Genomic DNA, 25,411 nt, shown 5'->3' on the forward strand with positions numbered 1-25,411 from the left:
CGCTACTCGGGCAGGCCGACGCGACGCTCCCCGCTGCGCAGCTGCTGCAGCACGACCGCGATCACGAGCAGGGCGCCGTGGGCGACGTTCTGCCAGAACGGGTTGATGCCCAGCCCGGACATGCCGTTGTCGAGCACGCCCAGGATGACCACCGCGAGCACGGTCGAAATGATCGATCCGCGGCCGCCCTTGAGCATCGTGCCGCCGAGCGCGGCGCCGGTGACGGCCTGCAGCTCCAGGCCCTCGGACCCGGAGACCGGCTGGCCCGAGCCGGTGCGCGCGGTGATCAGGATGCCCGCGACCGCCGCGACCACGCCGGCCAGCGCGTACACGCCGATGATGTACCGGTTGATGTTGATGCCGGCCAGCCGCGCGGCGGTGTCGTTGCCGCCGATGGCGTAGACGTTGCGGCCGATGTCGGTGTACTTCAGCAGGAAGTGCAGCAGCGCCGCGACGATCAGGAACACCCACACCAGCGACGGCAGGCCCAGCACGGATCCCTTGGCCAGGAAGATGAACAGGTCGTCGCCGCCGGTGTAGCCCTGCGACTTGCCGTCCGAGATGACCTGCGCGACGCCCTTGTAGGTGGCGAGCATGGCCAGCGTCGCGACCACCGGGTTGACCCGGCCGAAGATGATGATCATGCCGTTGATCAGGCCGCAGACGATGCCGATGCCGATCGCGGCGAGGATGCCGACCTCGGCGTTGCCGGTCGAGGTGAACACCATCGCGGAGATGACCGACGCGAGCCCGGCCATCGAGCCGACCGAGATGTCCAGCGCGCCCAGGATGATCACCAGCGTCTGGACCAGGGCCAGCAGCCCCATGATGGTGATCGCGCTGCCGATGAGCAGCAGGTTGTTGGTGCGCAGGAAGTTGTCGTTCAGGATGCTCAGCAGGACGATCAACGCGATCAGCGTGATGATCAGGCTGGAGTTCTGCACGCCGATGCCGGTCAGCACCCGGCGCGCGGCGCTCGGTTGTGCCGGAGCGGCCGGGGCCGAGGTTTCCTTGGTGGGGGTGCTCATGCGCCGACCTCGCTGACGCTCGGCACGGCTACAGCTGTGTCATTCGATTCGTTCGCAAGCTCACTCATGCGCCGATCTCCTGGGCTTCTTCCACGGCTGGTTCGGTTTCGGGGATGGCGAGGGTCAGCACGGCTTCCTCGGTCGCGTCTTCGCGGCCGATCTCGCCGGCCAGCCGCCCGGCCCGCATGACGAGGATGCGGTCGGCGAGCGTCAGCACCTCGGGCAGGTCGGAGGAGATGACCAGCAGCGCGATGCCTTCCGCGGCGAGGCCGTCGATGATCCGGTAGATCTCGGCCTTCGCGCCGACGTCGACCCCGCGGGTCGGCTCGTCGAGGATCAGCAGCTTCGGCCGCCGCGCGAGCCAGCGCGCGAGGACCGCCTTCTGCTGGTTGCCGCCGGACAGCTTGCGGACTTCCTGCTCCATCGACGGCGTCCGCACGCGAAGCTCGTTGATGTACTCCTCGACGAGCGCGCGTTCCTTCGCCCGCTTCACCACGCGGAAGCGGCGAAGGCGGTCGAGGACGGCGATGGAGACGTTGTCGCGTACGGACCGCTGCATGAGCAACGCGTCCGTCTTGCGCTCTTCGGGCGCGAAGCCGATGCCCGCCTTCACGGCGTCACCGGGGTTGTGCGCGCGCAGGCGCTTCCCGTCGAGCGTGACGGTCCCGGACCGGATCGGCAGGTCGCCGACGATCGCGCGGGCCAGCTCGGAGCGTCCCGCGCCGACCAGCCCGGCCAGGCAGACGACCTCGCCCGCGCGGACCTGCAGCGAGATGCCGGTGACGTCGTCGGTCGTGACGTCGTCGAGCTTCAGCACGACGTCGCCGGTGTCCTGCGTGACGCGGCGCTCGAGAGCCGAGAGGTCGCGGCCGATCATCATCCGGACCAGGCCGGGCTCGTCGGTCTCCGCGACCTGCTGGACGCCGACGAGCTTGCCGTCGCGCAGCACGGCGACGCGGTCGGCGAGCTGGAAGATCTCCTTCATCCGGTGCGAGACGTAGACGACCGCGACGCCGCTGTCGCGCAGCCGCCCGATCAGCCGGAACAGCGCCTCGACCTCGTGCTCCGACAGCGACGACGTCGGCTCGTCGAAGGCGATGACCTTCGGCGGGGTGGCCGCGGTGAGCACGCGCAGGATCTCGACGAGCTGGCGTTGCGCGGGGGAGAGGGCGACGCCGAGCGTGGCCGGGTTGAGGACGCCTTCGAAGCCGTACTCGACGAGCGCGTCGTGCGTGGCCTTCATGAGCGTGCGGCGGTTGAACACCCGCCCCTTCGCGGGGAGCTCGCCGACGAAGACGTTCTCCGCCACCGAAACGTGCGGGATGATCTCGGGCTCCTGGTAGATCACGCGGACCCCGGCGGCCATCGCCGCGCGCGGGGTGTCGAACGCGACCTCGGTGCCGTCCAGGAGGAGCCGGCCGTCGTCGGGGCCCTGGTCGCCGGAGAGGACGCGTAGCAGCGTCGACTTCCCGGCGCCGTTCTCGCCCATCAGCGCGAGCACCTCGCCGGAGCGGAACTCCAGCGAGACGTCGTCGAGGGCGGTGACGCCGGAGAAGCGCTTGCCGATGCCCTCGACGGCGAGCGCGGCAGGAGAGCTGGACATGATCGCCCTTCGAGCGGTGGAGCCCGCGGGCGGTGCGCTCGGCACCGCCCGCGGGAGTTCGGTCAGGTGCAGTTGACGCCGGCCTGCTTGTAGTTGTCCTTGTTGACGATCGTGGTCTTCGCGATCGTCTCCGCGGGCAGCGCCTTGCCGTTCTTCACCTTGTCGACGAGGACCTGGATCGCCGAGCGGCCGACCTCGGCGCCGGAGATGTAGAGCGCGGACTTGTTGCCGGTGTCCTTGCCCGCGGCCCAGTCCTTGCAGTCGAGGTACGCGCCGAGCCCGACGCCGATGATGTTGTTCGCCTGCACGCCGGAGTTGGCCAGCGCGGTGACGACACCGGTCTCGTTCTCGTCGTTGCAGCCCCAGACGACCCAGTGCTTGACGCCGGGGTTGGAGCCGATCACGGCGCCGGAGCGGTTCTGCGCGTCGACCGGGGAGTTGTCGGTGCCGACGTCGATGACCGGGACGTCGGCGCCCGCGGCCTTGGCGAACGCCGACTTCGCGGCGGTGACGCGGTCGGTGCAGACGCTCAGGTCCTGCTTGTAGGCGCTGATGATCTTGGTGTCGGCGGCGGTCCAGCCGGCGGCCTTGAACAGCTTCCCGGCCTCGGTGCCGACCGAGTCGCCCATCTGGCTGCCGTTGAAGCCGACGAACGGGGCCTTCGCGCCGGTGCCGTCCTTGATGACGTCGTCGGAGGCGATCAGCGGGATGCCGGCGCTCTTGGCCTTGTCGATGACCTGCGGGCCGATGGCCTGGTCGGGGACGACGATGGCGACGCCGTTCGCGCCCTGGGCGACCGCGGCGTCCAGCTCGGTGATCGCCTTGTTGGCGTCCTGGCCGAGGTTGACGACCTTGAGCTCGACGCCGAGTTCCTTCGCCTTCTCCTGGGCCCCCTGCGCCTGCTCGACGAAGTACTGCTGGTCACCCTGTTTCTGCAGGTAGTAGAGGGTGATCTTGCCGTTGGCCGGCGCCGACTGCTGCGGGGCCGCGGTGTCTTTGCCCGAGGAGCACGAGGCCATCAGAACACCGGAAATCAAACAACAACCAACAGCGCTCCAGGCGCGCAGCCTGTGCGAGTGTGGGGACATCGTTGCTCCCAAGGAGGCCGGGGGTCGAGTGGCGCGCGCGGGCGCCGCGAGTGACTGGTATTACAAAACACCCGTTCGTGGAGCGTCAAGCCGCAGTTAGCGGAGCGATACCTACTCTGTGTAGTTGCATCGTGGCATGAGCGAGGGCCATTTATCGTATTTTTTCCGCGCTGTCCTGCGCGTTGTCCGGTTTTGTCCTGTGCGAATGTTCTGATCGGTGTTGTCGACTGTGGTGGAAGTTTTTGGTGACCGGGATGCCGTCTCTGCCGGTTTCGCCCGACTGGCAGGATGGCCGGACACCGTCTGCGAGGGGGACCGATGACCAAGCTCCGCGTCGCCGCGCTCGCCGGCGTCGCCGTCCTGGCGGCCGGGTGCAGCAGCGCGCCGCAGTCCGGTCCGGCGCCGACGCCCTTCCCGGAAACGCCGTCGTCTTCAGCTGCTCCGGACGGCTCCTTCAGCGTCGTCGCGACCGGCGACGTCCTGATCCACCCAGCGCTGACCGAGCAGGCCGAGGCCGACGGCGGCGGCAAGATCGACTACCGGCCACTGCTGGCCGGGATCAAGCCGCTGATCTCCGGCGCCGACCTCGGGATCTGCCACCTCGAGACACCGCTGGGGCCGGAAGGCGGCCCGTACAGCGGCTACCCGTCGTTCAGCGCGCCGCCGGAGATCGCCGACGCGCTCAAGGAAACCGGCTACGACACCTGCTCGACGTCGTCCAACCACACGATCGACCAGGGTGCGGACGGCGTTAAGCGGACGCTCGACAAGTTGGACGAGACAGGGATCAAGCACACGGGTTCGGCGCGGTCGGCCGCGGAGGCGGCGAAACCGCTGGTGCTGGACGTCAACGGCGTGAAGGTCGCGCAGGTGTCGTACGCGTTCGGGTTCAACGGCATCAAGGTCCCGGCGGGCAAGCCGTGGCTGGCCAACCAGATCGACGTCGACGACATCCTGGCGGCGGCCCGCAAGGCGCGCGAGGCGGGGGCGCAGGTGGTGATCGCGAGCTTGCACTGGGGCGTGGAGTACCAGCACGACCCGACGGCGGAGCAGCGGGCGCAGGCCAAGAAGATCCTGGCGTCGGAGGACATCGACCTGATCGTCGGCCACCACGCGCACGTGGTCCAGCCGTTCGAGAAGATCGGCGACAAGTGGGTGGCGTACGGGCTGGGAAACAGCGTGGCCCGCCACTCGGACCCGCGCGGCGACACGGAAGAGGGCGCGGCGGCCCGGTTCCGGTTCGTGCGTGAGGGGGATCGGTGGAAGGTCGACAAGGCGGAGTACGTGCCCACGCTGATCAAGCTGGACGCGCCGATCCGTTTGGTGGACTTGTCGACTTCGTCGGCGTCGGCGCAGGTGACGAAGGCCCTGGGTGACACGGACAAGAACATTTTGAGCTTGAAGGCGGACAAGGACGGCTTGACCCGACCGGGGAAGTGAGGGACCGGCGGGGAAGCAGGGGCTGCCCCGCCGGTCGGGCGCGGTCGGGCGGGTTGCGCCAACCCCGCCCGCCGGCCCGCCGATCCGGCGGAGTGGGTGGCGCTGCTCCGCCGACCCGCCCCGGCCGACCCGCCCGCCGAGCCCGCGGAGTTGGTGGCGCTGCCCCGGCGTCCAACTCGCCCGCGAACCCTCCCTAGTGCGTGCGGGTCGTGATCAGCCGGGCCAACGACGCCAGCTCCGCCGCCGGCCGGGGCACAGGGTTGACCGCCGCCAACTCCCGCAGCCCCTTCGCCACCAACGCCGCCGCCTGGGCCTGGCTCCACTGGCGGCCGCCCGCCTCGTCGACCAGCTCCGCCGCGCGGGACAGCTCCGCGTCGGAAAACGGGTCCGTCCGCGCGTACAACTCCGCCAGCTCCGCGCCCGCCGCTGTTCCCGATGACAGCGCCGTCACCACCGGCAGCGACTTCTTGCGGTTCTGCAAATCCGAAAACACCGGCTTGCCCGTCTCCGCGGGGTCGCCCCAGATGCCGAGCAGGTCGTCCACGTGCTGGAACGCCAGGCCGACCGACCTGCCGAACTCCCCGAACCGCGCCACCGCCTCCGGCCGCCCCGCGAGCAGCGCGCCCAGCTGGCACGCCGCTCCGATCAGCGCCGCCGTCTTGCCGTTCGCCATCCGGATGCACTCCGCCGGCGTCACGTCGTCGCGCTGCTCGAAGTCCACGTCGGCCGCCTGGCCTTCCAGCAGGTCCAACACCCCCTGCGACAGCAGCTTCGCGCCCTCCGGCGAAAGCTGCTCGAACGCCACGCTCAGCAACGCGTCCCCGGCGAGCACCGCGGGCCCGGTGCCGAACACCGTCCACGCCGTCGGCCGGTGGCGACGGGTCGTGTCGCCGTCCATGACGTCGTCGTGCAGCAACGAAAAGTTGTGCACCAGCTCGACCGCGACGGCGGCGGGCACGGCGGCCGCGGGGTCGCCGCCCGCCGCTTCCGCGCACAGCAACACGAGCGCCGGCCGCAGCGCCTTGCCGCCGTCCGCGGCCGACGGCTCACCCCGTGCGTCCTCCCACCCGAAGTGGTAGCCGGCGATCCGCCGCATCGCGTCGGGCAGCCGGTCGGCCGCCGTGCGCAACGCGGGATCGACCAAGCTCTTGCTCCACGCGAGGACGTCGGCGAGCGGCCGGGCGGCGGTCCGGGAGTCCATGGTCGTCATGAGCGGCCGATCTCGACGTCGTCCAGGACGCCGAGCGCGTCCGGCACCAGCACCGCGGCCGAGTGGTAGGCACTGACCAAATAGGACGTCACCGCGCGGTCGTTGATGCCCACGAACCGGACGTTGAGCCCGGGCTGGTACTGGTCGGGGAGTTCCTTGGGGCGCAGGCCGATGACGCCGGCGTCGTCTTCGCCGGTGCGCATCGCGAGGATCGACGTGGTGCCGGTGTCGGTGATCGGGATCTTGTCGCACGGCAGGATCGGTACCCCTCGCCAGGCGATGACGCGTTTGCCGTCGAGGAGGGTGGTGTCGGGGTAGACGCGGGCGCGGGTGCATTCGCGGCCGAAGGCGGCGATCGCGCGGGGGTGGGCGAGGAAGAACTTCGTCTTGCGGCGTCGGCAGAGCAGGTCGTCGAGGTCCAGTGGGGTGGGTGGCCCGGTGCGGGTGGTGAGGCGGTGTTTGAGGTCGACGTTGTGCAGGAGCCCGAAGTCGGTGTTGTTGACCAGTTCGTGTTCTTGCCGTTCCCGCAGCGCTTCCACGGTGAGCCGCAGCTGTTGTTCGAGCTGGTTCATCGGGTTGTTGTAGAGGTCGGCGACGCGGTTGTGGACTCGCAGCACGGTTTGCGCGACGGCGAGGTCGTACTCGCGTGGTGATGGGTCGTAGTCGACGTAGGTTCCCGACAGGATCGGTTCGCCGTCGTGGCCGGCGGACAGGTCGATGGCGGCCTCACCGGCTTTGTTCGCCGGTTTTCGTGGCCGCGCAACGGCTTCGGCCACGTGCGCCCGCAGCGGTTCGGACCGGCCGTTGAGCCGCGCGTACGCCGTGGCCGGGAGCACCAGCGCGATGACGCGGGTGGCGGCGCGGGCGGTGAAGGGCCAGGTGGCGTCGTCGCGGGCGAGGAGTTCGGCGCCGAAGTGGTCGCCGTCGGTGATCGTGCCGAGGGTGACGTCGTCGCCGTATTCGCCGCGGCCGTGCTGGGTGACTTTGCCGTGGGCGAGCAGGAACAGGGTGTCCAGGGGTGTGCCGGCGTCGACGATGGTGGCGCCGGGTTCGTATTCGCGTTGTTCGAACGCGTCGGCCAGCGCGGCCAGTGCTGTTTCGTCGCCGAAGCCGCGCAGGAGTTCGAGTTCGGTGAGTTCGGCGGGGACGACGTGGACGCGGGCGCCGGTGGTGTAGAAGGAGACTTTGCCGTCGCCGACGGTGTAGGTGAGGCGGCGGTTGACGCGGTAGCTGCCGGCGGGGACGTCGACCCAGGGCAGCTGGGTGAGCAGCCAGCGGGTGGTGATGCCGCGCATCTGCGGCGGGGTTTTGGTCGTGGTGGTCAGCGTCCGCGCGGCTCTGACGCCGAGCGACAGCTGTTCTTCGGTGACGGTCAAGGGTTCACGCGCCGATCGGGTTCGGGTGCGGTGGGCCGGGGCACGACGCGGGCGGCGGCGGTGCCGAGCCCGGTCGGCCCGAAGGCCGACGGCGGCAGGCCGGGCCCGGGCCGCGGCGGTTCCGCGTCGGGCTTGCGGGGCGGGGTCGCCGGTTCCGTCATCACGCCTCCCGGCCGAGTTCGACGCTTTCCAGCACCGCCAACGCGTCCGGCACCAGCACCGCCGCCGAGTAATACGCCGACACCAGATAAGAAATGATCGCCTGTTCGCTGATGCCCATGAACCGCACGTTCAGCCCCGGCTGGTACTCATCCGGCAGCCCGGTCTGGTGCAGCCCGACCACGCCCTGGGCTTGTTCGCCGGTGCGCATGAGCAGGATGGAGCTGGTGCGGGTGTCGGAGACGGGGATCTTGTTGCACGGCAGGATCGGCACCCCCCGCCACGCCGGGACGTGGTGCCCGCCCAGGTCGACCGCGTCGGGATAGAGCCCGGCTTTGGTGCACTCCCGCCCGAACGCCGCGATCGTCTTGGGATGGGCCAGGAACACCGCCGGGTCCTTCCACACCAACGCCAGCAGCTCGTCGAGGTCGTCGGGGGTGGGTGGGCCGGTGCGGGTGGGGATGCGCTGGGCGAAGTCGGCGTTGTGCAGCAGCCCGAACCCGGGGTTGTTGATCAGTTCGTGTTCCTGGCGTTCCCGCAACGCCTCCACCGTCAGCCGGAGCTGCTGTTCGATCTGGTTCATCGGCTGGTTGTAGAGGTCGGCCACCCGCGAGTGGACGCGCAGGACGGTTTGGGCGACGGAGAGTTCGTATTCGCGGGGTTGGGCGTCGTAGTCGACGAAGGTGCCGGGCAGGGTGGGTTCGCCGTCGTGGCCGGAGGCGAGGGAGATTTCCGCTTCGCCGTGGTCGTTGCGGGCGGTGGCGCCGCCGGCGACGTAGGCGTCGAGGTGGGCTTGCAGGGTCTCGGAGCGGGCGAGGACGTCGTCGAAGGCGGGGCGGGGGAGGGTCAGGACGGTGCAGGTGGTGACGGCTTTGGCGGTGAATTCCCAGATCCCGTCGCGCTGGATCAACGTGTGGTCGCCGAAGTAGTCGCCGTCGGCGAGGGTGCCCAGGACGGTTTGGTCGCCGTAGGCGCCGGTGCCGGCTTTGGTGATTTTGCCGTGGGCGATGAGGAAGACCTGGTCGGCGGGGGAGCCGAATTCGACGAGGGCGTCGCCGGGGTGGTAGGTGTGCTGGGTGAAGCGGGCGGCGAGTTCGGTGAGGACGTCTTCGTCGTCGTAGCCGCGCAGGGGGGCGAGTTCGCCGAGTTCGGGTGGGATGACGCGGACGTCGGTGCCGGTGGTGGTGAAGGTGACGCGGCCGTCGCCGACGGAGTAGGAGAGGCGGCGGTTGACGCGGTAGGCGCCTCCGGAGACTTCGACCCAGGGGAGGATCTTGAGCAGCCAGCGGGAGGAGATGCCTTGCATCTGGGGGACCGACTTGGTCGTGGTGGCCAGGGTGCGGGCCGCGGCCCGGCCGAGGCTCAGTGGTGCCTGGTCGGTGTCCACCGGGTCGGTGACGGTCACAGCGAAAACCACCCCATCATTCGGAAGCCGGAATTGCCCGAGACTGGCAACGAAGAATCAACATAGCAACGGCGTCCACGCGCACAATGACACGATCGAGTCAGCGGCGCGATCACCCGGTTGGTTTCCGGCCATTTCGGGCACTTTCCCGTGCCGGGCGCCGTCCGTTCATCACCCGCCGTCCGCGGCCGTCACCCGGTCGTGAAAATCCTTGCTCATAAGGGGAATCAGTCGTCGCGATGAGGAGCCACGACGGCCACCCCGGCGCCGGTCGACTGCGCCGAACCGGCTATGGTCGCGGCCTGGGTGAGGCCACTTGGATGAAACCGACAATTCCTGGTTGTCCGTCCGGAAATGGGTGGCTAACTTGAGCGATCCGGCGGTGGGTTTCCGCCGGGTGCGAAAGGACGTGGATGAACATCTTCGTGGCCGGCGGGCTCTGGGTGGCCGGCGCGGCCGTCGTCGGGGGCGTGATCGCGTACCTGGTCCGCCGGTTCGGCTGGGACGAGGGGCGGCCCGACAACAACGACGCGGCGGGCCAGGTGTTCACCATCGTCGGCGGGCTGCACGCGGTGCTGGTCGCGTTCGTGCTCATCTCGCTGTTCGACTCGGTCGGCTCGGCGAGCCAGGACGCGCAGACCGAAGCGGACAGCCTGGTCGCGGCGACGTGGGCGGCCGACGCGCTGCCGGCCGAGACGAAGGACCGCGTGCACCAGCTCGCCGTCGCCTACGCGCAGACCGTCGAGCAGCAGGAGTGGCCGCGGCTGGCCGACGGCGGTGCGATACCCGCCACGGGCTGGACGCAGCTGGACCAGATGCGCCAGGCCGTCGCGGCCGCCACCGTCGACGGCGACTGGCAGATCGACCGCAAGACCGAGGCGAGCAACCAGCTCTGGGCGGTCTACCAGGCCCGCACGCAGCGGCTGAACAACGCGGGCGGCGGCGGGGTCGGCGCGGTCGTCTGGTTCGCGCTGATCCTCGGCAGCCTGATCACCGCGATCCTGCTGCCCAACCTGTTCGGCGGCACGCGGCTGGCCGCGCACATCATCATCGTCTCGACGCTGGCCGGCACGATCACGTTGCTGCTGTTCGCGATCTACCAGCTGCAGAACCCGTTCAGCGGGGGAGCGAAGGTGCCGGCGGAGGCCTTCAGCGGCGCGCTGGACCGGCTGGCTTGACCGGCGCGCGGGCCCGCTGGGCGGCGATGCTCGGCGCGGCGGCGGCGGTTTCGGCGGTGCTGGCGGCGACGGGCTGGCTCGCGCCGTCGCGGCATCCGGCCGCCGCCCAGGAGCCGATCGGGTGCACGATCCTGCAGGCGGAGAACGAACGCGACGGCGCGCCGACGACGTTGCGGCTGCTGTCCTTGCCCGGCGGGACCACGAAACGCCTGACCCAGGCCGGGTACTGGATCAACGCGATGGGCTACTCGGCGTCGCAGGGCGTCGTCTACGGCGTCGCCGACGGGACGCGCCGCGGGCGGTACGACCACGGTTCGCACGCGGTCCGGGTCGACGCGTCGGGGGCGGTGACGGACCTCGGCGTGGTCGGCCGCGCGGGCGCGCGGCGTCCGGTGTGGAGCCAGGTCACCGGCGCGACGGCGGGTGCGATCGACGGAAACCGCTGGTACGTCCGGCAGGACAGCGATCTGTACACAGTGGACATCGACCCGGCGTCGGCGGACTACGTGCGGGTGGTGCACCGGACGGCGCTGCGGCCGGTGTCGCTCGCGGTGGGCGTGGACGACTTCGCGTACGACTCGGCTTCCGGTCTGCTGTACGGGGTGTCGACGACTTCGCGCGGCGACGGCTCGGTGGTGACGCTGGACCCGTCGACCGGGAAGGTCGAGGTGGTGCCGGGGTTGCGGTTCCCGCGCGGGGGAGCGTACGGATCGGTCGTGCTGGCGCCGGACGCGATCTACGCGACGGCCAACCGGGACGGGCGCCGGAGCGTGACCTACCGGCTGCCCCGGGACGGCTCGGGCCCGGCGGTCGAGGTGGCGACCGGGCCGGCTTTGGTGAGCGGGGACGCGGCGGGGTGCTTCGCCGAGGCACCGGCGCCGCCACCGCCGCCACCGCCCCCACCGCCGCCTCCCACGTCCATCGCGGAGTCGCCGGAACCCACGACTCCGCCGCCGACCTCGAGCACGCCGGCGCCCGAGCCACCGCCGTCGCCCGAGCTGCCACCGCCGTCGCAGCCGCCGCCGGTGGAGCAACCGGCGGCGGTGGCCCCGACCCCGACCCCGACGCCCACCCCCACCCCGACGCCGGTGGCCACGCCGGCGCCGAGGGCCGTGGCGCCGCCCGCACCGCCGTCGAAGCGGCGCGTGCAGCCGACGAAGAAGCCGGCGCCGGTGGTCCAGGACACGGCGGTGCGCGTCGGGAAGCAACGTCGCTGGGGCCTGACCGCGTTGATCCTGGTCCTGGGCGGCGGCGCGGCGGTGTCCCACGTCCGCCGGCACCGTTAACGCGCTGGTCGTCTCGAAGCCAGCCGATGTCCACTTCGGCCACGAAGACTCCTCCTCCGGCGCGGTCCACGCGCCGGAGGAGGAGAAACGGGATGAAGCGGGTAACGATCGCCCTGGCCGCCGGGGTGCTGGCCCTGCCACTGGCCGCCGGACCGGCGCAAGCGCACGACCACGGGCCGCGCGCGAAGGACGACCACCTCCGCGCCCACGCCGGGCGGACCCTGACCGCGGACGTGCTCCGCAACGACCGCGGCACCGCCGTCGTCCGGCACACCGCCGCCGCGCACGGGACCGTCGACCTCGGCGCCGACGGCACCCTCCACTACACGCCCGCCCCGGGCTTCACCGGCCGGGATTCCTTCACCTACACCGTTTCCGACGCCGTGAAGCTCTACCCGACCCACCTCGCGCCGCTCGCCACGATCGGCGGCGTGGCGATCACGGGCGGCGCGTACGGTTCCGCGCTCACCCCCGTCCCCGGCGAGGAGGACGAGGTCTACGGTCTCACCGACCGCGGCCCCAACGTCGACGCGCCCGGCGGCGGCAAGATCGAACCGCTGCCCGCCTTCACCCCGGCCATCGGGAAGTTCCGGCTCCGCGACGGGAAAGCCGTGCTGGAGAAGGCCATCCCGTTGCGCGCCGCGGACGGCACCCCGTACAACGGCCAGGTCAGTCCGCTCGCCGACACCGGCGAGAAGATCGTCGACCTGAACGGGAACGTCCTGCCGAAGTCCGCGAACGGTTACGACTCCGAAGGCCTGGTCGCGCAGAAGGACGGGACCTTCTGGGTCTCCGACGAATACGGCCCCTTCATCACCCACTTCGGCCGCGACGGCCGCGCGATCGAGCGCCTCTCGCCGTTCGACGGCTCGCTGCCGGCCGAGCTGAAGTACCGCGTGCCGAACAAGGGCATGGAAGGCCTCGCGCTGACCCCGGACGGCCGGACGCTCGTCGGCATCATGCAGTCCGCGCTGCAGCAGCCCGACCTGACGAAGAAGCCGGGCAACGTCACCACGCTGCGGATCGTCACCGTCGACCTGCGGACCCGCGCCACCCACGAGTACCTCTACCTGCTCGACGACCCGGCCACCACGAGCACCGCGGTCAGCGAGATCACCGCGCTCTCGGCCACGCGCTTCCTCGTCGACGAGCGCGACGGCAAGCCGGAGCCGGGCGCGTACAAGAAGCTGTACGAGATCGACCTGACCGGCGCCACCGACGTCGGCCCGCAGGCCGCGGGGTACGACGCCGCCAAGGGCGGCGTGCTGGTCGGCGGCAAGAGCATCGACGCCTACGTCGGCAAGGACAGCACCGCCGACGCGACGAAGGACCTCGCCGCGGCCGGGATCACGCCGGTGAGCAAGAAGCTGTACCTGGACCTCGGCGCCCTGGTCACCGGCCTGGACCCGAGCGGCGGCTTCTTCGGGCACGACAAGGTCGAAGGCGTCGCGACGACCGACGGCGGCCGCACGCTCGTGATCAGCAACGACAGCGACTTCGGCGTCGACGGCGTCACCAACGCGGCGCCGCCGTACGCGCTGCACCCGAAGACGCTGCCGGACGGCCGTCAGGACGACGGCGAGTACCTCGCGGTCGACACGACCAAGCTCCCCGCGGCGACGAGCACCGCGACGGTGACGATCGACGTGCGCTAGTACTTGAACTGGTCGACGTTGTCGGCGGTGATGAGCAGCGGATCGCCCAGCAGGACGGTCTTCGACGTGGCGTCGTACTTCACCGCCGGCAACTCCAGGCTCACCTTGTTGACCGGCTGGAGCGCCTTGCCGTCGGCGACCTGCTTCGCCGTCCACGCGGTCAGGTAGCCGAGCGACTCGACGTTCCACAGCACCGACTGCGAGCACGAGCCGTCGAGCAGGTACGGCTTGATCGCCTGCGGCGTCCCGACGCCGACGGTGAACACCTGCCCGATCTTCTGCTGCTCGCGCACGGCCTTCGCGACGCCGGGCGCGGACGTCGTGCACTCGCCGACCAGGCCGGTGAGGTTCGGGTGGCGGGCCATCAGCTCCTTGGCGAGGTTCGTCGCGGTGTCCTGGTCCTCACCCGCGTACAGCGTCTCGACGAGCTGGGCCTTCGGGTAGTGCTCGGCCGCGTACTCCTTCTGGACCGAGATCCAGGTGTTGAGGTTCGCCGCGGCCGGTCCGCACGAGACGATCGCGTACTCGCCGGTGCCGCCGGTCCGCTTCATCAGCGCGTCGGTGAGGGCGGTGCCGATGCCCGCGGCGGTGGCCTGGTTGACGAACACCTCGCGCTGCGTGCCCGGCGCGTCGGTGTCCGAGGTGAGCACGTGGATGCCCTTCGCGCGGGCCTCGGCGATCACCGGCGCGAGCGCGGCGGGGTCGTTCGGCGCGACGACGATGACGTCGGTCTTCTTGGCGATCAGGTCGCGCACGATGCGCACCTGCTCGTCGGGGTCGACGGTCTTGGGGCCGACCGTGGACCACTGCACGCCCAGCTGCTTGGCCGCTTCGAGGCCGCCGGTGTTCATCGCCTGGAAGTACGGGATGCCGTCGACCTTCGGCACGAAGGCGATCCGCGTCGGCGCCGGCCCGGGCGCGTTGCCCAGCTGTTCCGAGCAGCCCCCGAGCGCGAGCGCCGCACCCAGCAGCAGCGTCGCGACCAGCCGGAACGTCTTCGTCGGCCCTCGCATCCCCACCCATTCCTCAGGACTTTCGATCGGTCTGCGCACGGTGGAGACCAAGGGGGAAGGTAGGGCCCCGCGTAACGGTGGTCAACGGGATGTGCGCAAAGGGTTACGGAAGTGAGTTCTACCTCGTGGCTTTCTGGCGGAAGTTCGCTGGTCCGGCGGTGTCGGCTACTTTGGGTGACGGTGGGCGTCCGGTCCGTGTGTGCCCGCTGGCTGCTGCCGTGCGCGCTGGCGGTGGTGGCGATGGACCACATGTCGGCGGGTCATGAGGCCGCGCGCCCGGTTCCGATGGCGGCCGCTCACCACTGCACGACAGGCGACCTCGGCACGTTGCTCGACGCCGCCTACGACCGGAGGTGGCCGATGCTCATGGTCGACCACTACCGCGGCGCGACCGACATGGCTCGCACCGAAATCGGCCAGGGCGCCGACTCCGGCGTGGTCACGGCGCGCCCGGGACCACGGTGTGGCGTGCGAGACACGCGCGTGGATACCCTGTGGGGGTATAGTCACCGGCATGAACGAACAGCACGGAGCTTCGTGGGCGACAGCGATCCAGGCGACCCTGCACTGCCTGACCGGCTGTGCGATCGGTGAGGTGCTCGGCATGGTCCTCGGCACGGCGTTCGGCCTGCACAACGCGGCGACCGTCGTCCTGTCGATCGTCCTCGCGTTCGTCTTCGGCTACGGCCTGACCATGCGGGGGGTGCTGAAGTCGGGGCTGGCCCCGGCGGCGGCGTTCAAGGTCGCGCTCGCCGCGGACACCGTGTCGATCGCCGTCATGGAGCTGATCGACAACACGGTCGTCGTGGCGATCCCGGGGGCGATGGACGCCGGCCTCGCCAATTTCCTCTTCTGGCTGGCGCTGGTGCTCTCGCTGGCGATCGCGTTCGTCGTCACCGTGCCGGTCAACAAGTGGATGATCGGGCGCGGCCTCGGCCACGCGAAGGTGCACGCGCACCACCAGCACTGACGGTCCGGGGAGGTGGCGGCCTCCCCGGTCAGGGGTCAGACGCTCGACAGGTCGACGGCGCGGTCGACCTTCGCCCGGTCGAGCACCCGCAGGATGCCCTCCAGCAGGTAGTAGTCGGCGTAGGGGAGCGACACCTCGATGCCGTCCTCGGCCGGCCGGTTGCGGGTGCAGCGCGCGACGCTCGCCTCCGCCCGCGTCGACTTCGTCGTCAGGCACGTCTGCGAGATCGCCGAGAGGATGCGCAGGGCGGCGTCGCGGTACTGCGGGCGGTGCGTGAGCTCGGCGAGGTCGAGCAGGCCGCAGGCCATGACCACCCCGGCGGACGCGTCCTTGACGTCGTTCGGGGCCTGCGGCGCGAGGTAGTCCCAGACCGGCACGTGGTCCGGCGTCAGGTGCGACAGCGCGAAGTCCGCCAGGCGCCGGGCCGTGGTCAGGAACTCCTTGTCGCCGGTGCGGCGATAGATCGTCGTGAACCCGTAGACGCCCCACGCCTGCCCGCGCGACCAGCACGACGTCGGGCTGTAGCCCTGCACGGTGTTCGGCCCGATCGGCGCGCCGGTGACCGGGTCGAAGTCGAAGACGTGCGGGGTCGAACCGTCCGGGCGGACGAAGTTGCGCTGCGCGGTCTTCGCGTGCGCGACGGCGATTTCGAGGTACTGCGGATCTCCGGTCTGCTTGCTCGCGAAGGCCAGCAGATCGAGGTTCATGATCGTGTCCATGATGACGCGGCCCGCGTTGTTCGGGTCGTTCAGCGCACCCCAGGCGCGGATGAACTTCCCGGCCGGGTTGTACCGCTTGATCAGTGACGACGCGGCCTGCACCGCGCCCGCGCGCCACTTTTCGTCGCCGGTGAGCCGGTAGGCGGTCACCCACGACGGGTAGAAGAGGAAACCGAGGTCGTGCGTACTGGTGTCGTTCTGGCGCGGCGCGAGTTTCTCCGCGGACGCCAGCGCGAGGGTCTTGAATTGTTCGTCACCGCTGTGCAGCCAGGCCAGCCACAACTGGCCGGGCCAGAATCCGCCGACCCAGTCGCCATTCTGCGAATAGGTCCACTTTTCGAACTTCGTGCCGACCGGAAACGCGGTGACGCCGGGCGCCACCGCGCGGAGTTTGGAGACCGCGTAATCGGCCGCTTGGCGGAGCGTCCGGGTAGCCGATGCCTGGTCGGAGGCATCGAATGTGGCCGCCGAAGCGGCCATCGGGGTGCTGGCGCTCGCCGCCACCGCGGCACCGGCCGCGGTGGTCAGCAGGGTTCTCCGGGTAACGCTCACAGGTGCCCGCCATTCCGTGTGGGGAAATGCTCCAGGTTCCCGGAAGTTTTCCACAACGGACTGGCGCTTGTACACCCGGCGGATAGTCGTTCACGGTTGTGAATTCATGTCCCGATAAGCGGGATATTCGCATTGTGGTGGGACCGCGGAAAGGGCGAAGGCCCGGTGGGGGACACCGGGCCTTCGCGTTATCGCGGGGGTGAGGGCAGTCAACCACGCGATGCTCGGGGCTCGCTCGAGCCGCGGTTCAGCAGTGGGGCGCGACCGGGAGGTCGGAACCCGTCTGCAGGTAGGTGTCGGAGACGTAGTGGCCGGGGCCGATCCGGTCCCAGATCGTGCTGGTGCCGAAGGTGCCGGTGACGCTGTCGCCGTTGACGTAGCACTCGATGGTCACCTTGGCGTAGTTCGCCGCGAGCCCCTTGATGGCGGCCGAGGTGCTCGCGCTCGCCCGGACGTTCATCGGGTCGCCGGCGGTCTTCACCGTGCCGGTCGGGCCGGTGCCGGTCCACAGGTAGCTGACGTTCACGTAGCCGTTGTCGGACATGCCGAGGCCGTCCCAGAACACGCCGTCGGCGAGGTCGATGCCCGCCGGGTTCTGCACCGTGCGGCCGGAGTCGTCCTTCTTGTTGTTGTAGCCCTGCAGGTACGCGGCCTGCGCTTCGGGCGTGCCCTGCGGCAGGTCCTTGAACTCCGAGCGGACCGACGCCGGGTTCCAGTAGTCGTCCCGCTCGTTCCACGGGCCGATTTCCCACACCGGCGCGTACTCGCAGCGGCTGCCGTCGGTGCGGCAGACGCGGGCGGTGTAGTTGCCGGTTCCCTTGGGGGACACGGACTTCCCGGAGGGGAAGGAGACGAAGTGGTCGTGGCTGGTGATGACGTGACCGTTGGCGGTGGTGCCCCCGACGAGGCCTTCGCGGGTCCCGTAGACCTTGTAGGTCGACGCGGCGGTGGCGGCGAGCGCGTTTACCTGCGGAGTGCTGCCGGCGCTCAGCGAGACACCGCTGACGGACGGGCGGACACCGTCGGTGTCGCTGTGCAGGCCGATGCGCACCTGCACGGAGCTGACGCTGCTCTTGAACGCCGTCCCGGCGGGCGTCCACTCGGTCCAGTCGTCGGCGCCGGTGCGGCCGCGGACGTCGACCTCGACCGAGGTGCCCTTCGGCGTGTCGGCGGTCAGCTGCGCGTCGACGCGGTTGGCGGGCGTGCCGAGCGCGTGCTCGGCGGTGATGAGGCTGCCTTCGCTGCCCGCGAAGACCCGCGCGGTCCTGTGCCACGCGGCGTCGGCCAGGGTCAGCGTCCCGCCCGCGCCGGTGACGTTGACGTCGTCACTGTCCACGGTGGACAGGTTGGCGGTCCAGCTCGCGCTGGTGGCGGCCTGGGCGGGGGCTCCGGCCAGCGCCGTCACCGCCCCGGCGGCCAGGACCGCCGCGGTCACGCGGCCGGCCTTCATGATCCGGATCATCCCCGGTTCTCCTCTCGCACTCGTTCACTCGAACGTGGCGAAAGGTTGGCTGGGTGGCGTACATGATCCGTACAAGCAGGTTGTGCGTCAGGCCGAAACTATGTGCGGCCGCTCCTCAACCGTCTCCACCGCCTCCGGCGGCCGCGACGAAAGCTCCCGCCAAATGGCCAACGCCCGCTCCGAATAGTCCCGAGACCGCTCCGGCTGCGACAACGCCCGATGCAGCTCACCGAGCAACTGCGAAACCTCGGCCTCCGACCGCCGGTCCCCGTTGCGGCGGTGTACCGACAGCGAGTTCACCAGCAGCAGCTGCGCGTGCGCGAAATCGCCGCTGTGCAGGCACAGCTCGCCGAGGTTCTGGTTCGCGTACCCCACGCAGTGGTCGTCGCCCAGTTCGGTGAAGATCGCGATCGCCTGGTCGACGTGCTCGCGGGCCGCCGCCAGGTTGCCCTGGTGCTGGAACAGCAAGCCCAGCCTCTTGTACGCGTGGGCCTCGCGGTGGCGGTCGCCGATCGCCGCCGACAGCTCCAGTGCGTCCGTGAACCAGCGCTTCGCCGCCGCGTAGCAGCCGCGCGACATCCAGACCGCTCCCGCGCCCAGCCTCGCCACCGCTTCGCCGTTCGGGTCGCCTTCCTCCGCGAACAGCTTCAGCGCCTCGTGGCAGTGGTCCAGCGCCAGGTCGTCCTCGCCGTCGATGCGCAGGATCGTCGCCAGGCCGGTCAGCGCGATCGCCACGCCCTGGGCGTCGCCGACGCGCTCGAACAGCGCCTTCGACTCCGCGAACGCCACCCGCGAACCGGCGTATTCGTCCTGGTAGAGCAGGTACTGCCCGCGGTTGCGCTGCACGATCGCCTCCGCGCGCAGCGACCCCGTCCGGCGGGCCGCCTCGAGCGCGATCGTGTGCGTGCTCTGCCAGTCGTCCTGGTGGCCGCGCAGGTCGAAGTACGGCGTCAGCGCCGACGCCAGCTGCCACGCGAGGTCGTCGAAGCCGTGCGAAGCGGCCAGCGAAACCGCCGCGACGCTCGTGTGGCGCTCGGCCGCGAACCACGCCGCCGGGTCGTCCGGCAGCACGTCCGCCGGTACCTCCGGCCGGGGCAGCTCCTCATCGCGGTACATGCCGAAGAAGTGCAACGGCATCCGCCCCGCGGCCTCCAACGCCAGCGCGAGGTAGCCCTCCAAGACCCGCCGGAGCCCGGCACGCGTCTTCGCCGCGTCACTCTGCTCCGCCAGCTCCACGGCGTACACGCGCAGCAAGTCGTGCAGCCGGTAGCGCGGCTGCCCGGCCGAATCCGACCCGACCAGCTCGACGAGGTGGCCGTCGACCAGCACGTCGAGGACGTCTTCGGCGTCCCGGCGGCCCAGCACCGCCGCGACCGCCCACGGCGGGAACTGGACCGGCCCCAGCAGGCCGAGCCCGCGGAACGCCGTCGCCGCCGACATCGGCAGCAGGTCGTAGGACAGCGTCACGCTCGCGCGGACGGCGAGGTCGCCGACGCGGAGCTCGTCGAGCCGCCGGTGTTCGTCGTGCAGGCGGTCGGCCAGCAGCCGCAGCGTCCAGCCCGGCCGGTGCGTCAGCTTCGCCCCGGCCACCCGGATCGCCAGCGGCAGGTGCCCGCACTGGCGCAGGATCGCCGCCGCGCTCTCCGGCTCGGCGGCCACCCGCTCGGCGCCGACGATGCCCTTCAGCAGCCGCGCGCCCTCGGCCTCGGGCAGCAGGTCGACGTCGACCGGCTTCGCCCCGGCGAGCCCGGGCAGCCGGATCCGGCTCGTCACCAGCACCGCGCACGCCCCGGCGCCCGGCAGCAGCGGACGCACCTGGGCGGCGCTGCCGGCGTCGTCGAGCACGACGCACATCCGCCGCCCGGCCAGCCGCGACCGCAGCAGCGCCGAGCGCTCCGCCGGCTCCCGCGGCAGGCCGGCGTCCGGGATGCCCAGCGCGCGCAGCAGTTCGGCGAGCACGCCCATCGGCGCGCGCGGCGACGACGACGTCCCGGCCAGGTCGACGTGCAGCTGCCCGTCGGGGAAGTCGTCGCGGACCGCGTGCGCGACCCGCACCGCGAGCGCCGACTTCCCGACGCCGGGCGCACCGGAGAGCACGACGACGGCCGGCGTGCCCGAGTCCGCGCGCTCGCGAAGCAGGCCGACGACCTCGCGCAGCACGTCGTCGCGGCCGGTGAAGTCCGGCAGGTCCAGCGGCAGCTGGCAGACCGGCACGAACTCCGCCGCGCGCACGGCGGGCGCGGTTTCGGAGACCAAAGTCGCCCGCAGTTCGCGCAGCCGCGCGCCGGGTTCGGCGGCGAGCTCTTCGCGCAGGACGCGCTCGGCCGATTCGTAGGCTTCGACGGCGTCCGCGGTCCGCCCGGCCGCGCGCAACGCGACGATCAGCTGCGCCCACAGCTCTTCGCGCAGCGGGTGCTCGGTGACCAGCCCGCGCAGCTCGGCGACGGCCTCGCCGCCGCGGCCGAGGTCGATCCGCGCGCGCAGGCGCTGTTCCTGGACGGACAGGCGGAGTTCGGTGAGCCGGGCGACGGTCGCGCCCCAGCTGTGGTCGTGCGGCAGTCCTTCGAGGACTTCGCCGCGCCACAGCGCGTCGGCCCGGTCGAGGAGCTTGAGAGCGCTCTCGGCGTCGGCGCGGTCGAGCGCTTCCCGCGCTTCACCCGCCAAGGCCGTGAAGGCGAGGTGGTCCAGCTCTTCCGGCGACGCGGTCAGCAAGTAGCCGGAGGCCCGGCTGCTGATTCGGTCGCCCAGGTCGGGGTCGATCTCGGCGAACCGTCTTCGCAGGGAATGGACGTACGTCCGGATGTTCGCCGCGGCCGAGCGCGGCGCCGATTCCGGCCACAGGACCTCGACCAGCACGTCGGCGGACACGACGACGTTCGGCTGCAGCGCCAGCGCGGCCAGCAGCAGCCGGGGCTTCGGCCCGCCGAGCGGGATCACCCGCCCGGAAGCGGTGACCTCCAGCGGTCCGAGGACGCGGATGGTAAGCGAGGTGGCCTCAACCTGCCCGATGAGTTCCCCCATGACCGGATGCTATGGCCCGTTCGACCCCGTGGGCTAGATCCATTCGGAGTGTCTGGGCAGGCCCGTGGGCGGTTTGTACGAGTCGTGTACGAGCCCCGGTCACGCTCCCGCCATGAAGCGTTCGAACCTCCGGCGTATGGCCGGCTTAGGGGTCGTGCTGGCGACGGTCGGCGCGTTCGCGGTGGGCGGCGCGCTCGAGGCGTCGGCCGCCGCGACCGGCACGGTCAAGACCGCGGGTGACCCCCTCAACGTCCGCCGGGCCCCCACCGCGAGCGCCACGGCCGTCAAGACCGTCGCGAACGGCGCGTCCGTGACCATCGACTGCCAGACGACCGGCACGTCGGTGACCGGGACCTACGGCACGGGCACGTTGTGGGACTACGTGCCCGCGCTCGGCGGGTACATCTCGGACACCTACGTCTACACCGGCTCCGACCAGCGGGTCGCGCCCGACTGCGGGGTCGGCTCGGGCAGCGGCCAGTGCGCCGGCGCGTGCGCGGGGGAGGGCCAGTACCGCTCGTCCGACTCGCACTTCCTCGTCTACGACACCGACGCCGACGGCTACTCCGCCGTCGTCGCGTACTGGCTCAAGGGCGGTGCCGGGCCGTTCTACGTCTGGAACTCCGGCGGAGACGGCACGAAGGTCGACAAAGCCGTGAGCGTCCCGCACGGCGGCTGGGTCTTCTACAAGGTCTGCGTCGCGAACTACACGACGGGCAAGCCCGACCTCAAGTCCTGCAGCGACGGCATCACCGACTTCGCGGCCTGACCGCGGCTCCCCTCCCCGAAAGGCTTTCCGACATGGTTCAGGTCAACCGGCGCAAGGTGCTGCTCGGCGGGCTCGGCGCGATCACCGCCACCGCGGCGTCGGCCGCGCTGCCGTCCTGGGCGAACGCCCGCACCACCGCGGCCGCGCCCACCATCCACGACCCCTTCCAGCTCGGCGTCGCCTCCGGCGACCCGCTCCCCGACAGCGTGGTGCTGTGGACGAGACTCGCGCCGGCGCCGCTCAACCCGGACGGCTTCGGCGGCATGCCGGACGCCACCTACGCGGTCGACTGGGAGATCGCGAACGACCAGGCGTTCACCTCGGTCGTGCAGAGCGGTTCGGCGAGCGCGGTCCGCGCGTCCGGGCACAGCGTCCACATCGAGCCCGTCGGCCTGCAGCCGGCGCGGGAGTACTTCTACCGCTTCAAGACCGGCGGCTACACCTCCCCGATCGGCCGCACGCGCACCGCGCCCGCCGCCGGCGCCGCGGTCGACCAGCTCAAGTACTGCTTCAGCTCCTGCCAGCACTGGGAGGAGGGCTACTACCACGCGTACAAGGGCATCGTGGCCGACGACCCGGACCTGGTGCTGTTCCTCGGCGACTACATCTACGAGAAGAAGTCGGGCCGGGCCGCGCAGGAGCGCAACCCGCGCAGCCTCGCGTTCACCGAGGACGTGACCACGCTCGCGCAGTACCGCGCCCGCCACGCCCAGCACAAGACCGACGCAGACCTGCAGGCCGCGCACGCGATCGCGCCGTGGATCGTGGTGTTCGACGACCACGAGGTGATGAACAACTGGAACGGCACCACCTCGCCCGCCACGGCCGCGCGCAAGGCCGCCGGGTTCCAGGCGTTCTACGAGAACACCCCGATCCGCTCGACGGCCAAGCCGAACGGCTCGTCGATCCAGCTGTACCGCCAGTTCGTCTGGGGCAACCTGGCCCGCTTCCACATGCTCGACACGCGCCAGTACCGCAGCGCCCAGGTCGCCGACCCGTCCGGCGACGCCGGGCCGGCCTGCACGGACATGCGCAGCACCTCGCGCAGCATCCTCGGCAGCACCGAGGAAGCCTGGCTGCTCAAGCAGTTCGAGTCGCACCCGACCACGTGGGACTTCCTCGGCCAGCAGGTCTTCTTCGCCACCCGCGACGGCGACGGCGACAAGGCCACCTGCGAAAGCCCCGACTCCTGGCAGGGCTACGAGGCCTCCCGCAACCGGATCCAGCAGGGCTGGGTCGACCGCAAGATCGCCAACCCGGTCGTGCTCACCGGCGACGTCCACCGGCACTGGGCGGCCGACCTGCGGCTGGACTACTTCGACCACAGCGCCCCGGTCATCGGCTCCGAACTGGTCACGACGTCGGTCACGAGCAACAGCGACACCGCGAGCGCGCCGAGCTCGACCTGGTACGCGAACAACCCGCACGTCAAGTACTGCAAGGGCGAGCGCGGCTACGTCCGCGTGACGACCACGCCGTCCCAGACGCGGGCCGACTTCATGACGACGTCCGACACCAGTGTCTACGACCCGGCGGCGGTCGTGATCAAGAACGACCGCAGCTACGTGGTGCAGGCGGGGCGCCCCGGCCTGCAGCAGGTCTGAGGCCCGGGCACCGCCGATCGGGTGTTCCCCTGCCGACGTCCGGGCCCGGGTCCGGCTGGGCCACCCGGGTCATGCCGGATTCATGGTCCGGACCATGACGAACGCACGGTTTCGCCGGGCCCGGCGAAGGTAGACTGCGGGAATCCCGAATGGACGCCGGCGCCGGCCCGGTGTCCCCGCCGCGGCGGTTTCCGGCCTCACGAACACCGGGGGGACCCGCGTCCGACTGGGGGTGGCGCGGGTCCCCCGGGCCCCACGGAATGGTTTCGCGCCGCTTTCCCGGCGATCTTGACACCCCGCTCGCGGCGCTCGTAGGCTGAGTGCTCCGCCGTCATGCCAGCATTTCCCGTATCCATGACAAGGCGGTTCCCCGTGAAAAGATTCCTGCTCATCTCGTGCGCGGTGGCGGGACTGGTGGTGGCCGGAGCCGGCGTCACCACCGCCGCGCCCGGCGGCGTTTACGACGTCAAGGACTACGGCGCCAAGGGAAACGGGTCGACGAACGATTCCGGCGCCATCGACAAGGCGATCACGGCCGCGAACGCGGCGGGCGGCGGCACGGTCCGGTTCACCTCCGGCACCTACAAGTCGGCCAACACCGTCCACTTGAAGAGCAACGTGACGATCCAGCTCGACGCGGGCGCGACCATCTCCGGGTCGAGTGCGGACAGTTACGACAAGGCCGAAGCGAACCAGTGGGACAGCTACCAGGACTACGGCCACAGCCACTTCCACGACGCGATGTTCTACGGCGACAAGCTGACGAACATCGGGTTCACCGGCGCCGGGACGATCGACGGCGGCGGAAACCTCATCACCGGCAACCCGAAGTCCGGCCAGGCCGACAAGATCCTGTCGCTCACCCGCTGTGACGGTCTCACGCTGTCCGGGATCAAGCTGCGCCGCGGCGGGCACTTCGCGGCACTGATCAACGGGTGCACGAACGTCGTCTCCGACCACCTGACGATCGACACGGCGAACGACCGCGACGGCTGGAACATCATCAGCACGACGAACATCACGATCACCAATGCGACGATCGCGGCGAACGACGACGCACTCGTGTTCAAGAGCGACTACGCGCTCGGCGCGAAACTGCCGAACGGGAACGTCACGGTGAACAACGCGAAACTGTCGGCGGTGTGCTGCAACGCGCTGATGTTCGGGTCGGAGACGTGCGGTGACTTCACCGGTTACCAGTTCTCGGACATCACGATCACCGGTGCGCACAAATCGGGCCTCGGCATCGTTTCGATGGACGGCGCGAAGATTTCCGACGTGCACTACCGCAACATCACGATGTCCGGCACGTACTCGCCGATCATGATGAAGATCGGCACGCGCAAGAGGTGCGGCAACAACCCGGGCGTCGGCTCGATCAGCGGCATCACCTTCGACAACGTCACCGGCACGCACACGGGCACGAACTTCAGCCCGACGATCTGGGGTGCGGACGGCTCCCACCGCGTCTCGGACGTGACGTTCACCGGCGTCCACCTGAACGTCCCGGGGGGCAACGGCACCATGGGCACCGGCGTCCCGAGCAACAACGCCACCGACTACAACCCGAAGAGCATCGGCACGCGGCCGTCGTACGGCTGGTACGTGCACTACGGGTCGGGCATCAAGTTCGTGGACAGCTCGGTCGAGTTCGCCAAGGACGACGGCCGCCCGGCGAGCATCGTCAACAACAGCTCCGACGTGACGTTCGACCACTTCACGGCGGAGAAGGGGAGCAAGAGCCCGTTCGACATCGGCTTCCAGACGGTGACGGGCTACTGCGTCAAGAACTCGGCGACGACGTCGGGTTCGGCCCTGCGGGTGAACACCTCGGGGTCCAGCTCGAACTGCTGATACGAAGGGGCCCCGGCTC

19 protein-coding genes are annotated in these 25,411 nt (G+C 70.5%); 8 read left to right on the forward strand and 11 right to left on the reverse strand.

The genetic code is table 11. The features are described from left to right. Positions 1–2: 2 nt before the first annotated feature. From ACIRSS_RS35235 to ACIRSS_RS35245, 3 genes are all read right to left on the reverse strand, one after another. Complete coding sequence (locus tag ACIRSS_RS35235) at positions 3–1,028, reverse strand: ABC transporter permease (RefSeq protein ID WP_086671686.1); 1,026 nt, start codon at positions 1,026–1,028, stop codon at positions 3–5. A 64-nt stretch (positions 1,029–1,092) separates the two neighbouring features. After that, positions 1,093–2,631 carry a sugar ABC transporter ATP-binding protein gene (locus tag ACIRSS_RS35240; RefSeq protein WP_400902758.1) on the reverse strand — a complete coding sequence of 513 codons (1,539 nt, stop codon included), beginning with the start codon at positions 2,629–2,631 and terminating at the stop codon, positions 1,093–1,095. 62 nt (positions 2,632–2,693) lie between these two features. Then, entirely contained in the window at positions 2,694–3,668 is a 975-nt protein-coding gene (locus ACIRSS_RS35245) for a substrate-binding domain-containing protein (RefSeq protein ID WP_400902761.1), read from the reverse strand. Between the two features lie 369 nt (positions 3,669–4,037). Between ACIRSS_RS35245 and ACIRSS_RS35250 the strand changes: the two genes are divergently transcribed. Beyond that, positions 4,038–5,159 (forward strand): CapA family protein, encoded by a 1,122-nt coding sequence (locus tag ACIRSS_RS35250; RefSeq protein WP_400902764.1) that lies wholly within the window; start codon positions 4,038–4,040, stop codon positions 5,157–5,159. A gap of 193 nt (positions 5,160–5,352) precedes the next feature. On the opposite strand, the gene ACIRSS_RS35255 is transcribed toward ACIRSS_RS35250, so the two are convergent. From ACIRSS_RS35255 to ACIRSS_RS35270, 4 genes are read right to left on the reverse strand one after another with little or no spacing between them, the layout of a single operon-like run. Beyond that, a complete protein-coding gene (locus ACIRSS_RS35255; RefSeq protein WP_400902767.1) occupies positions 5,353–6,369 on the reverse strand; it encodes a family 2 encapsulin nanocompartment cargo protein polyprenyl transferase in 1,017 nt (338 codons plus the stop codon). After that, on the reverse strand, positions 6,366–7,745 hold the full coding sequence (locus tag ACIRSS_RS35260; protein ID WP_400902770.1) for a family 2B encapsulin nanocompartment shell protein: 1,380 nt from the start codon (positions 7,743–7,745) through the stop codon (positions 6,366–6,368). The genes ACIRSS_RS35255 and ACIRSS_RS35260 overlap by 4 nt, the downstream gene beginning before the upstream one ends. Beyond that, on the reverse strand, positions 7,742–7,906 hold the full coding sequence (locus ACIRSS_RS35265) for a hypothetical protein (protein WP_400902773.1): 165 nt from the start codon (positions 7,904–7,906) through the stop codon (positions 7,742–7,744). Before ACIRSS_RS35265 ends, ACIRSS_RS35260 begins: the two co-directional genes overlap by 4 nt. Further along, complete coding sequence (locus tag ACIRSS_RS35270; RefSeq protein ID WP_400902776.1) at positions 7,906–9,309, reverse strand: family 2B encapsulin nanocompartment shell protein; 1,404 nt, start codon at positions 9,307–9,309, stop codon at positions 7,906–7,908. Before ACIRSS_RS35270 ends, ACIRSS_RS35265 begins: the two co-directional genes overlap by 1 nt. Positions 9,310–9,722: 413 nt before the next feature. Here ACIRSS_RS35270 and ACIRSS_RS35275 point away from each other — a divergent pair, with 413 nt between their 5' ends. The 3 genes from ACIRSS_RS35275 to ACIRSS_RS35285 all read left to right on the forward strand — a co-directional run bounded on the left by ACIRSS_RS35275 (position 9,723) and on the right by ACIRSS_RS35285 (position 13,428). Next, positions 9,723–10,487: a hypothetical protein gene (locus ACIRSS_RS35275; RefSeq protein WP_400902778.1), complete on the forward strand. Its 765-nt coding sequence runs from the start codon at positions 9,723–9,725 to the stop codon at positions 10,485–10,487. After that, positions 10,484–11,773: a DUF6923 family protein gene (locus ACIRSS_RS35280; RefSeq protein WP_400902781.1), complete on the forward strand. Its 1,290-nt coding sequence runs from the start codon at positions 10,484–10,486 to the stop codon at positions 11,771–11,773. The genes ACIRSS_RS35275 and ACIRSS_RS35280 overlap by 4 nt, the downstream gene beginning before the upstream one ends. 92 nt (positions 11,774–11,865) lie before the next feature. Further along, on the forward strand, positions 11,866–13,428 hold the full coding sequence (locus ACIRSS_RS35285) for an esterase-like activity of phytase family protein (RefSeq protein WP_400902784.1): 1,563 nt from the start codon (positions 11,866–11,868) through the stop codon (positions 13,426–13,428). On the opposite strand, the gene ACIRSS_RS35290 is transcribed toward ACIRSS_RS35285, so the two are convergent. After that, entirely contained in the window at positions 13,425–14,441 is a 1,017-nt protein-coding gene (locus ACIRSS_RS35290) for an autoinducer 2 ABC transporter substrate-binding protein (protein WP_400902787.1), read from the reverse strand. The two genes, ACIRSS_RS35285 and ACIRSS_RS35290, sit on opposite strands and share 4 nt — an antisense overlap. Positions 14,442–14,955: 514 nt before the next feature. Here ACIRSS_RS35290 and ACIRSS_RS35295 point away from each other — a divergent pair. Further along, positions 14,956–15,411, forward strand: coding sequence for a DUF4396 domain-containing protein (locus ACIRSS_RS35295; protein WP_400902790.1), 456 nt, complete (start codon positions 14,956–14,958; stop codon positions 15,409–15,411). 35 nt (positions 15,412–15,446) lie between these two features. Here ACIRSS_RS35295 and ACIRSS_RS35300 read toward each other — a convergent pair whose 3' ends face one another. The 3 genes from ACIRSS_RS35300 to ACIRSS_RS35310 all read right to left on the reverse strand — a co-directional run bounded on the left by ACIRSS_RS35300 (position 15,447) and on the right by ACIRSS_RS35310 (position 21,165). Continuing rightward, positions 15,447–16,682: a glycoside hydrolase family 88 protein gene (locus tag ACIRSS_RS35300; protein WP_400902792.1), complete on the reverse strand. Its 1,236-nt coding sequence runs from the start codon at positions 16,680–16,682 to the stop codon at positions 15,447–15,449. A gap of 247 nt (positions 16,683–16,929) precedes the next feature. Continuing rightward, complete coding sequence (locus ACIRSS_RS35305) at positions 16,930–18,144, reverse strand: hypothetical protein (protein WP_400902795.1); 1,215 nt, start codon at positions 18,142–18,144, stop codon at positions 16,930–16,932. Positions 18,145–18,231: 87 nt separating this feature from the next. Next, positions 18,232–21,165, reverse strand: a complete 2,934-nt coding sequence (locus ACIRSS_RS35310) for a BTAD domain-containing putative transcriptional regulator (protein ID WP_400902798.1) — start codon at positions 21,163–21,165, stop codon at positions 18,232–18,234. A 112-nt stretch (positions 21,166–21,277) separates the two neighbouring features. Here ACIRSS_RS35310 and ACIRSS_RS35315 point away from each other — a divergent pair, with 112 nt between their 5' ends. The 3 genes from ACIRSS_RS35315 to ACIRSS_RS35325 all read left to right on the forward strand — a co-directional run bounded on the left by ACIRSS_RS35315 (position 21,278) and on the right by ACIRSS_RS35325 (position 25,392). Next, positions 21,278–21,934 (forward strand): SH3 domain-containing protein, encoded by a 657-nt coding sequence (locus ACIRSS_RS35315; RefSeq protein WP_400902801.1) that lies wholly within the window; start codon positions 21,278–21,280, stop codon positions 21,932–21,934. A 32-nt stretch (positions 21,935–21,966) separates the two neighbouring features. Continuing rightward, a complete protein-coding gene (locus ACIRSS_RS35320; protein WP_400902803.1) occupies positions 21,967–23,538 on the forward strand; it encodes an alkaline phosphatase D family protein in 1,572 nt (523 codons plus the stop codon). Between the two features lie 372 nt (positions 23,539–23,910). Then, a complete protein-coding gene (locus ACIRSS_RS35325; protein WP_400902806.1) occupies positions 23,911–25,392 on the forward strand; it encodes a glycoside hydrolase family 28 protein in 1,482 nt (493 codons plus the stop codon). Positions 25,393–25,411: the final 19 nt, after the last annotated feature.

It is taken from the genome of Amycolatopsis sp. NPDC101161 (genome assembly GCF_044768185.1).
Taxonomy (GTDB): domain Bacteria; phylum Actinomycetota; class Actinomycetes; order Mycobacteriales; family Pseudonocardiaceae; genus Amycolatopsis.

Excerpts from the sequence above, each read along its gene's own strand:
- ACIRSS_RS35235 (WP_086671686.1), bottom strand. The coding sequence starts at position 1,028 with ATGAGCACCCCCACCAAGGAAACCTCGGCCCCGGCCGCTCCGGCACAA.
- ACIRSS_RS35315 (WP_400902801.1), top strand. The coding sequence starts at position 21,278 with ATGAAGCGTTCGAACCTCCGGCGTATGGCCGGCTTAGGGGTCGTGCTG.
- ACIRSS_RS35290 (WP_400902787.1), bottom strand. The coding sequence starts at position 14,441 with ATGCGAGGGCCGACGAAGACGTTCCGGCTGGTCGCGACGCTGCTGCTG.
- ACIRSS_RS35295 (WP_400902790.1), top strand. The coding sequence starts at position 14,956 with ATGAACGAACAGCACGGAGCTTCGTGGGCGACAGCGATCCAGGCGACC.
- ACIRSS_RS35265 (WP_400902773.1), bottom strand. The coding sequence starts at position 7,906 with ATGACGGAACCGGCGACCCCGCCCCGCAAGCCCGACGCGGAACCGCCG.
- ACIRSS_RS35250 (WP_400902764.1), top strand. The coding sequence starts at position 4,038 with ATGACCAAGCTCCGCGTCGCCGCGCTCGCCGGCGTCGCCGTCCTGGCG.
- ACIRSS_RS35320 (WP_400902803.1), top strand. The coding sequence starts at position 21,967 with ATGGTTCAGGTCAACCGGCGCAAGGTGCTGCTCGGCGGGCTCGGCGCG.
- ACIRSS_RS35310 (WP_400902798.1), bottom strand. The coding sequence starts at position 21,165 with ATGGGGGAACTCATCGGGCAGGTTGAGGCCACCTCGCTTACCATCCGC.
- ACIRSS_RS35305 (WP_400902795.1), bottom strand. The coding sequence starts at position 18,144 with ATGATCCGGATCATGAAGGCCGGCCGCGTGACCGCGGCGGTCCTGGCC.
- ACIRSS_RS35240 (WP_400902758.1), bottom strand. The coding sequence starts at position 2,631 with ATGTCCAGCTCTCCTGCCGCGCTCGCCGTCGAGGGCATCGGCAAGCGC.
- ACIRSS_RS35285 (WP_400902784.1), top strand. The coding sequence starts at position 11,866 with ATGAAGCGGGTAACGATCGCCCTGGCCGCCGGGGTGCTGGCCCTGCCA.
- ACIRSS_RS35255 (WP_400902767.1), bottom strand. The coding sequence starts at position 6,369 with ATGACGACCATGGACTCCCGGACCGCCGCCCGGCCGCTCGCCGACGTC.
- ACIRSS_RS35275 (WP_400902778.1), top strand. The coding sequence starts at position 9,723 with ATGAACATCTTCGTGGCCGGCGGGCTCTGGGTGGCCGGCGCGGCCGTC.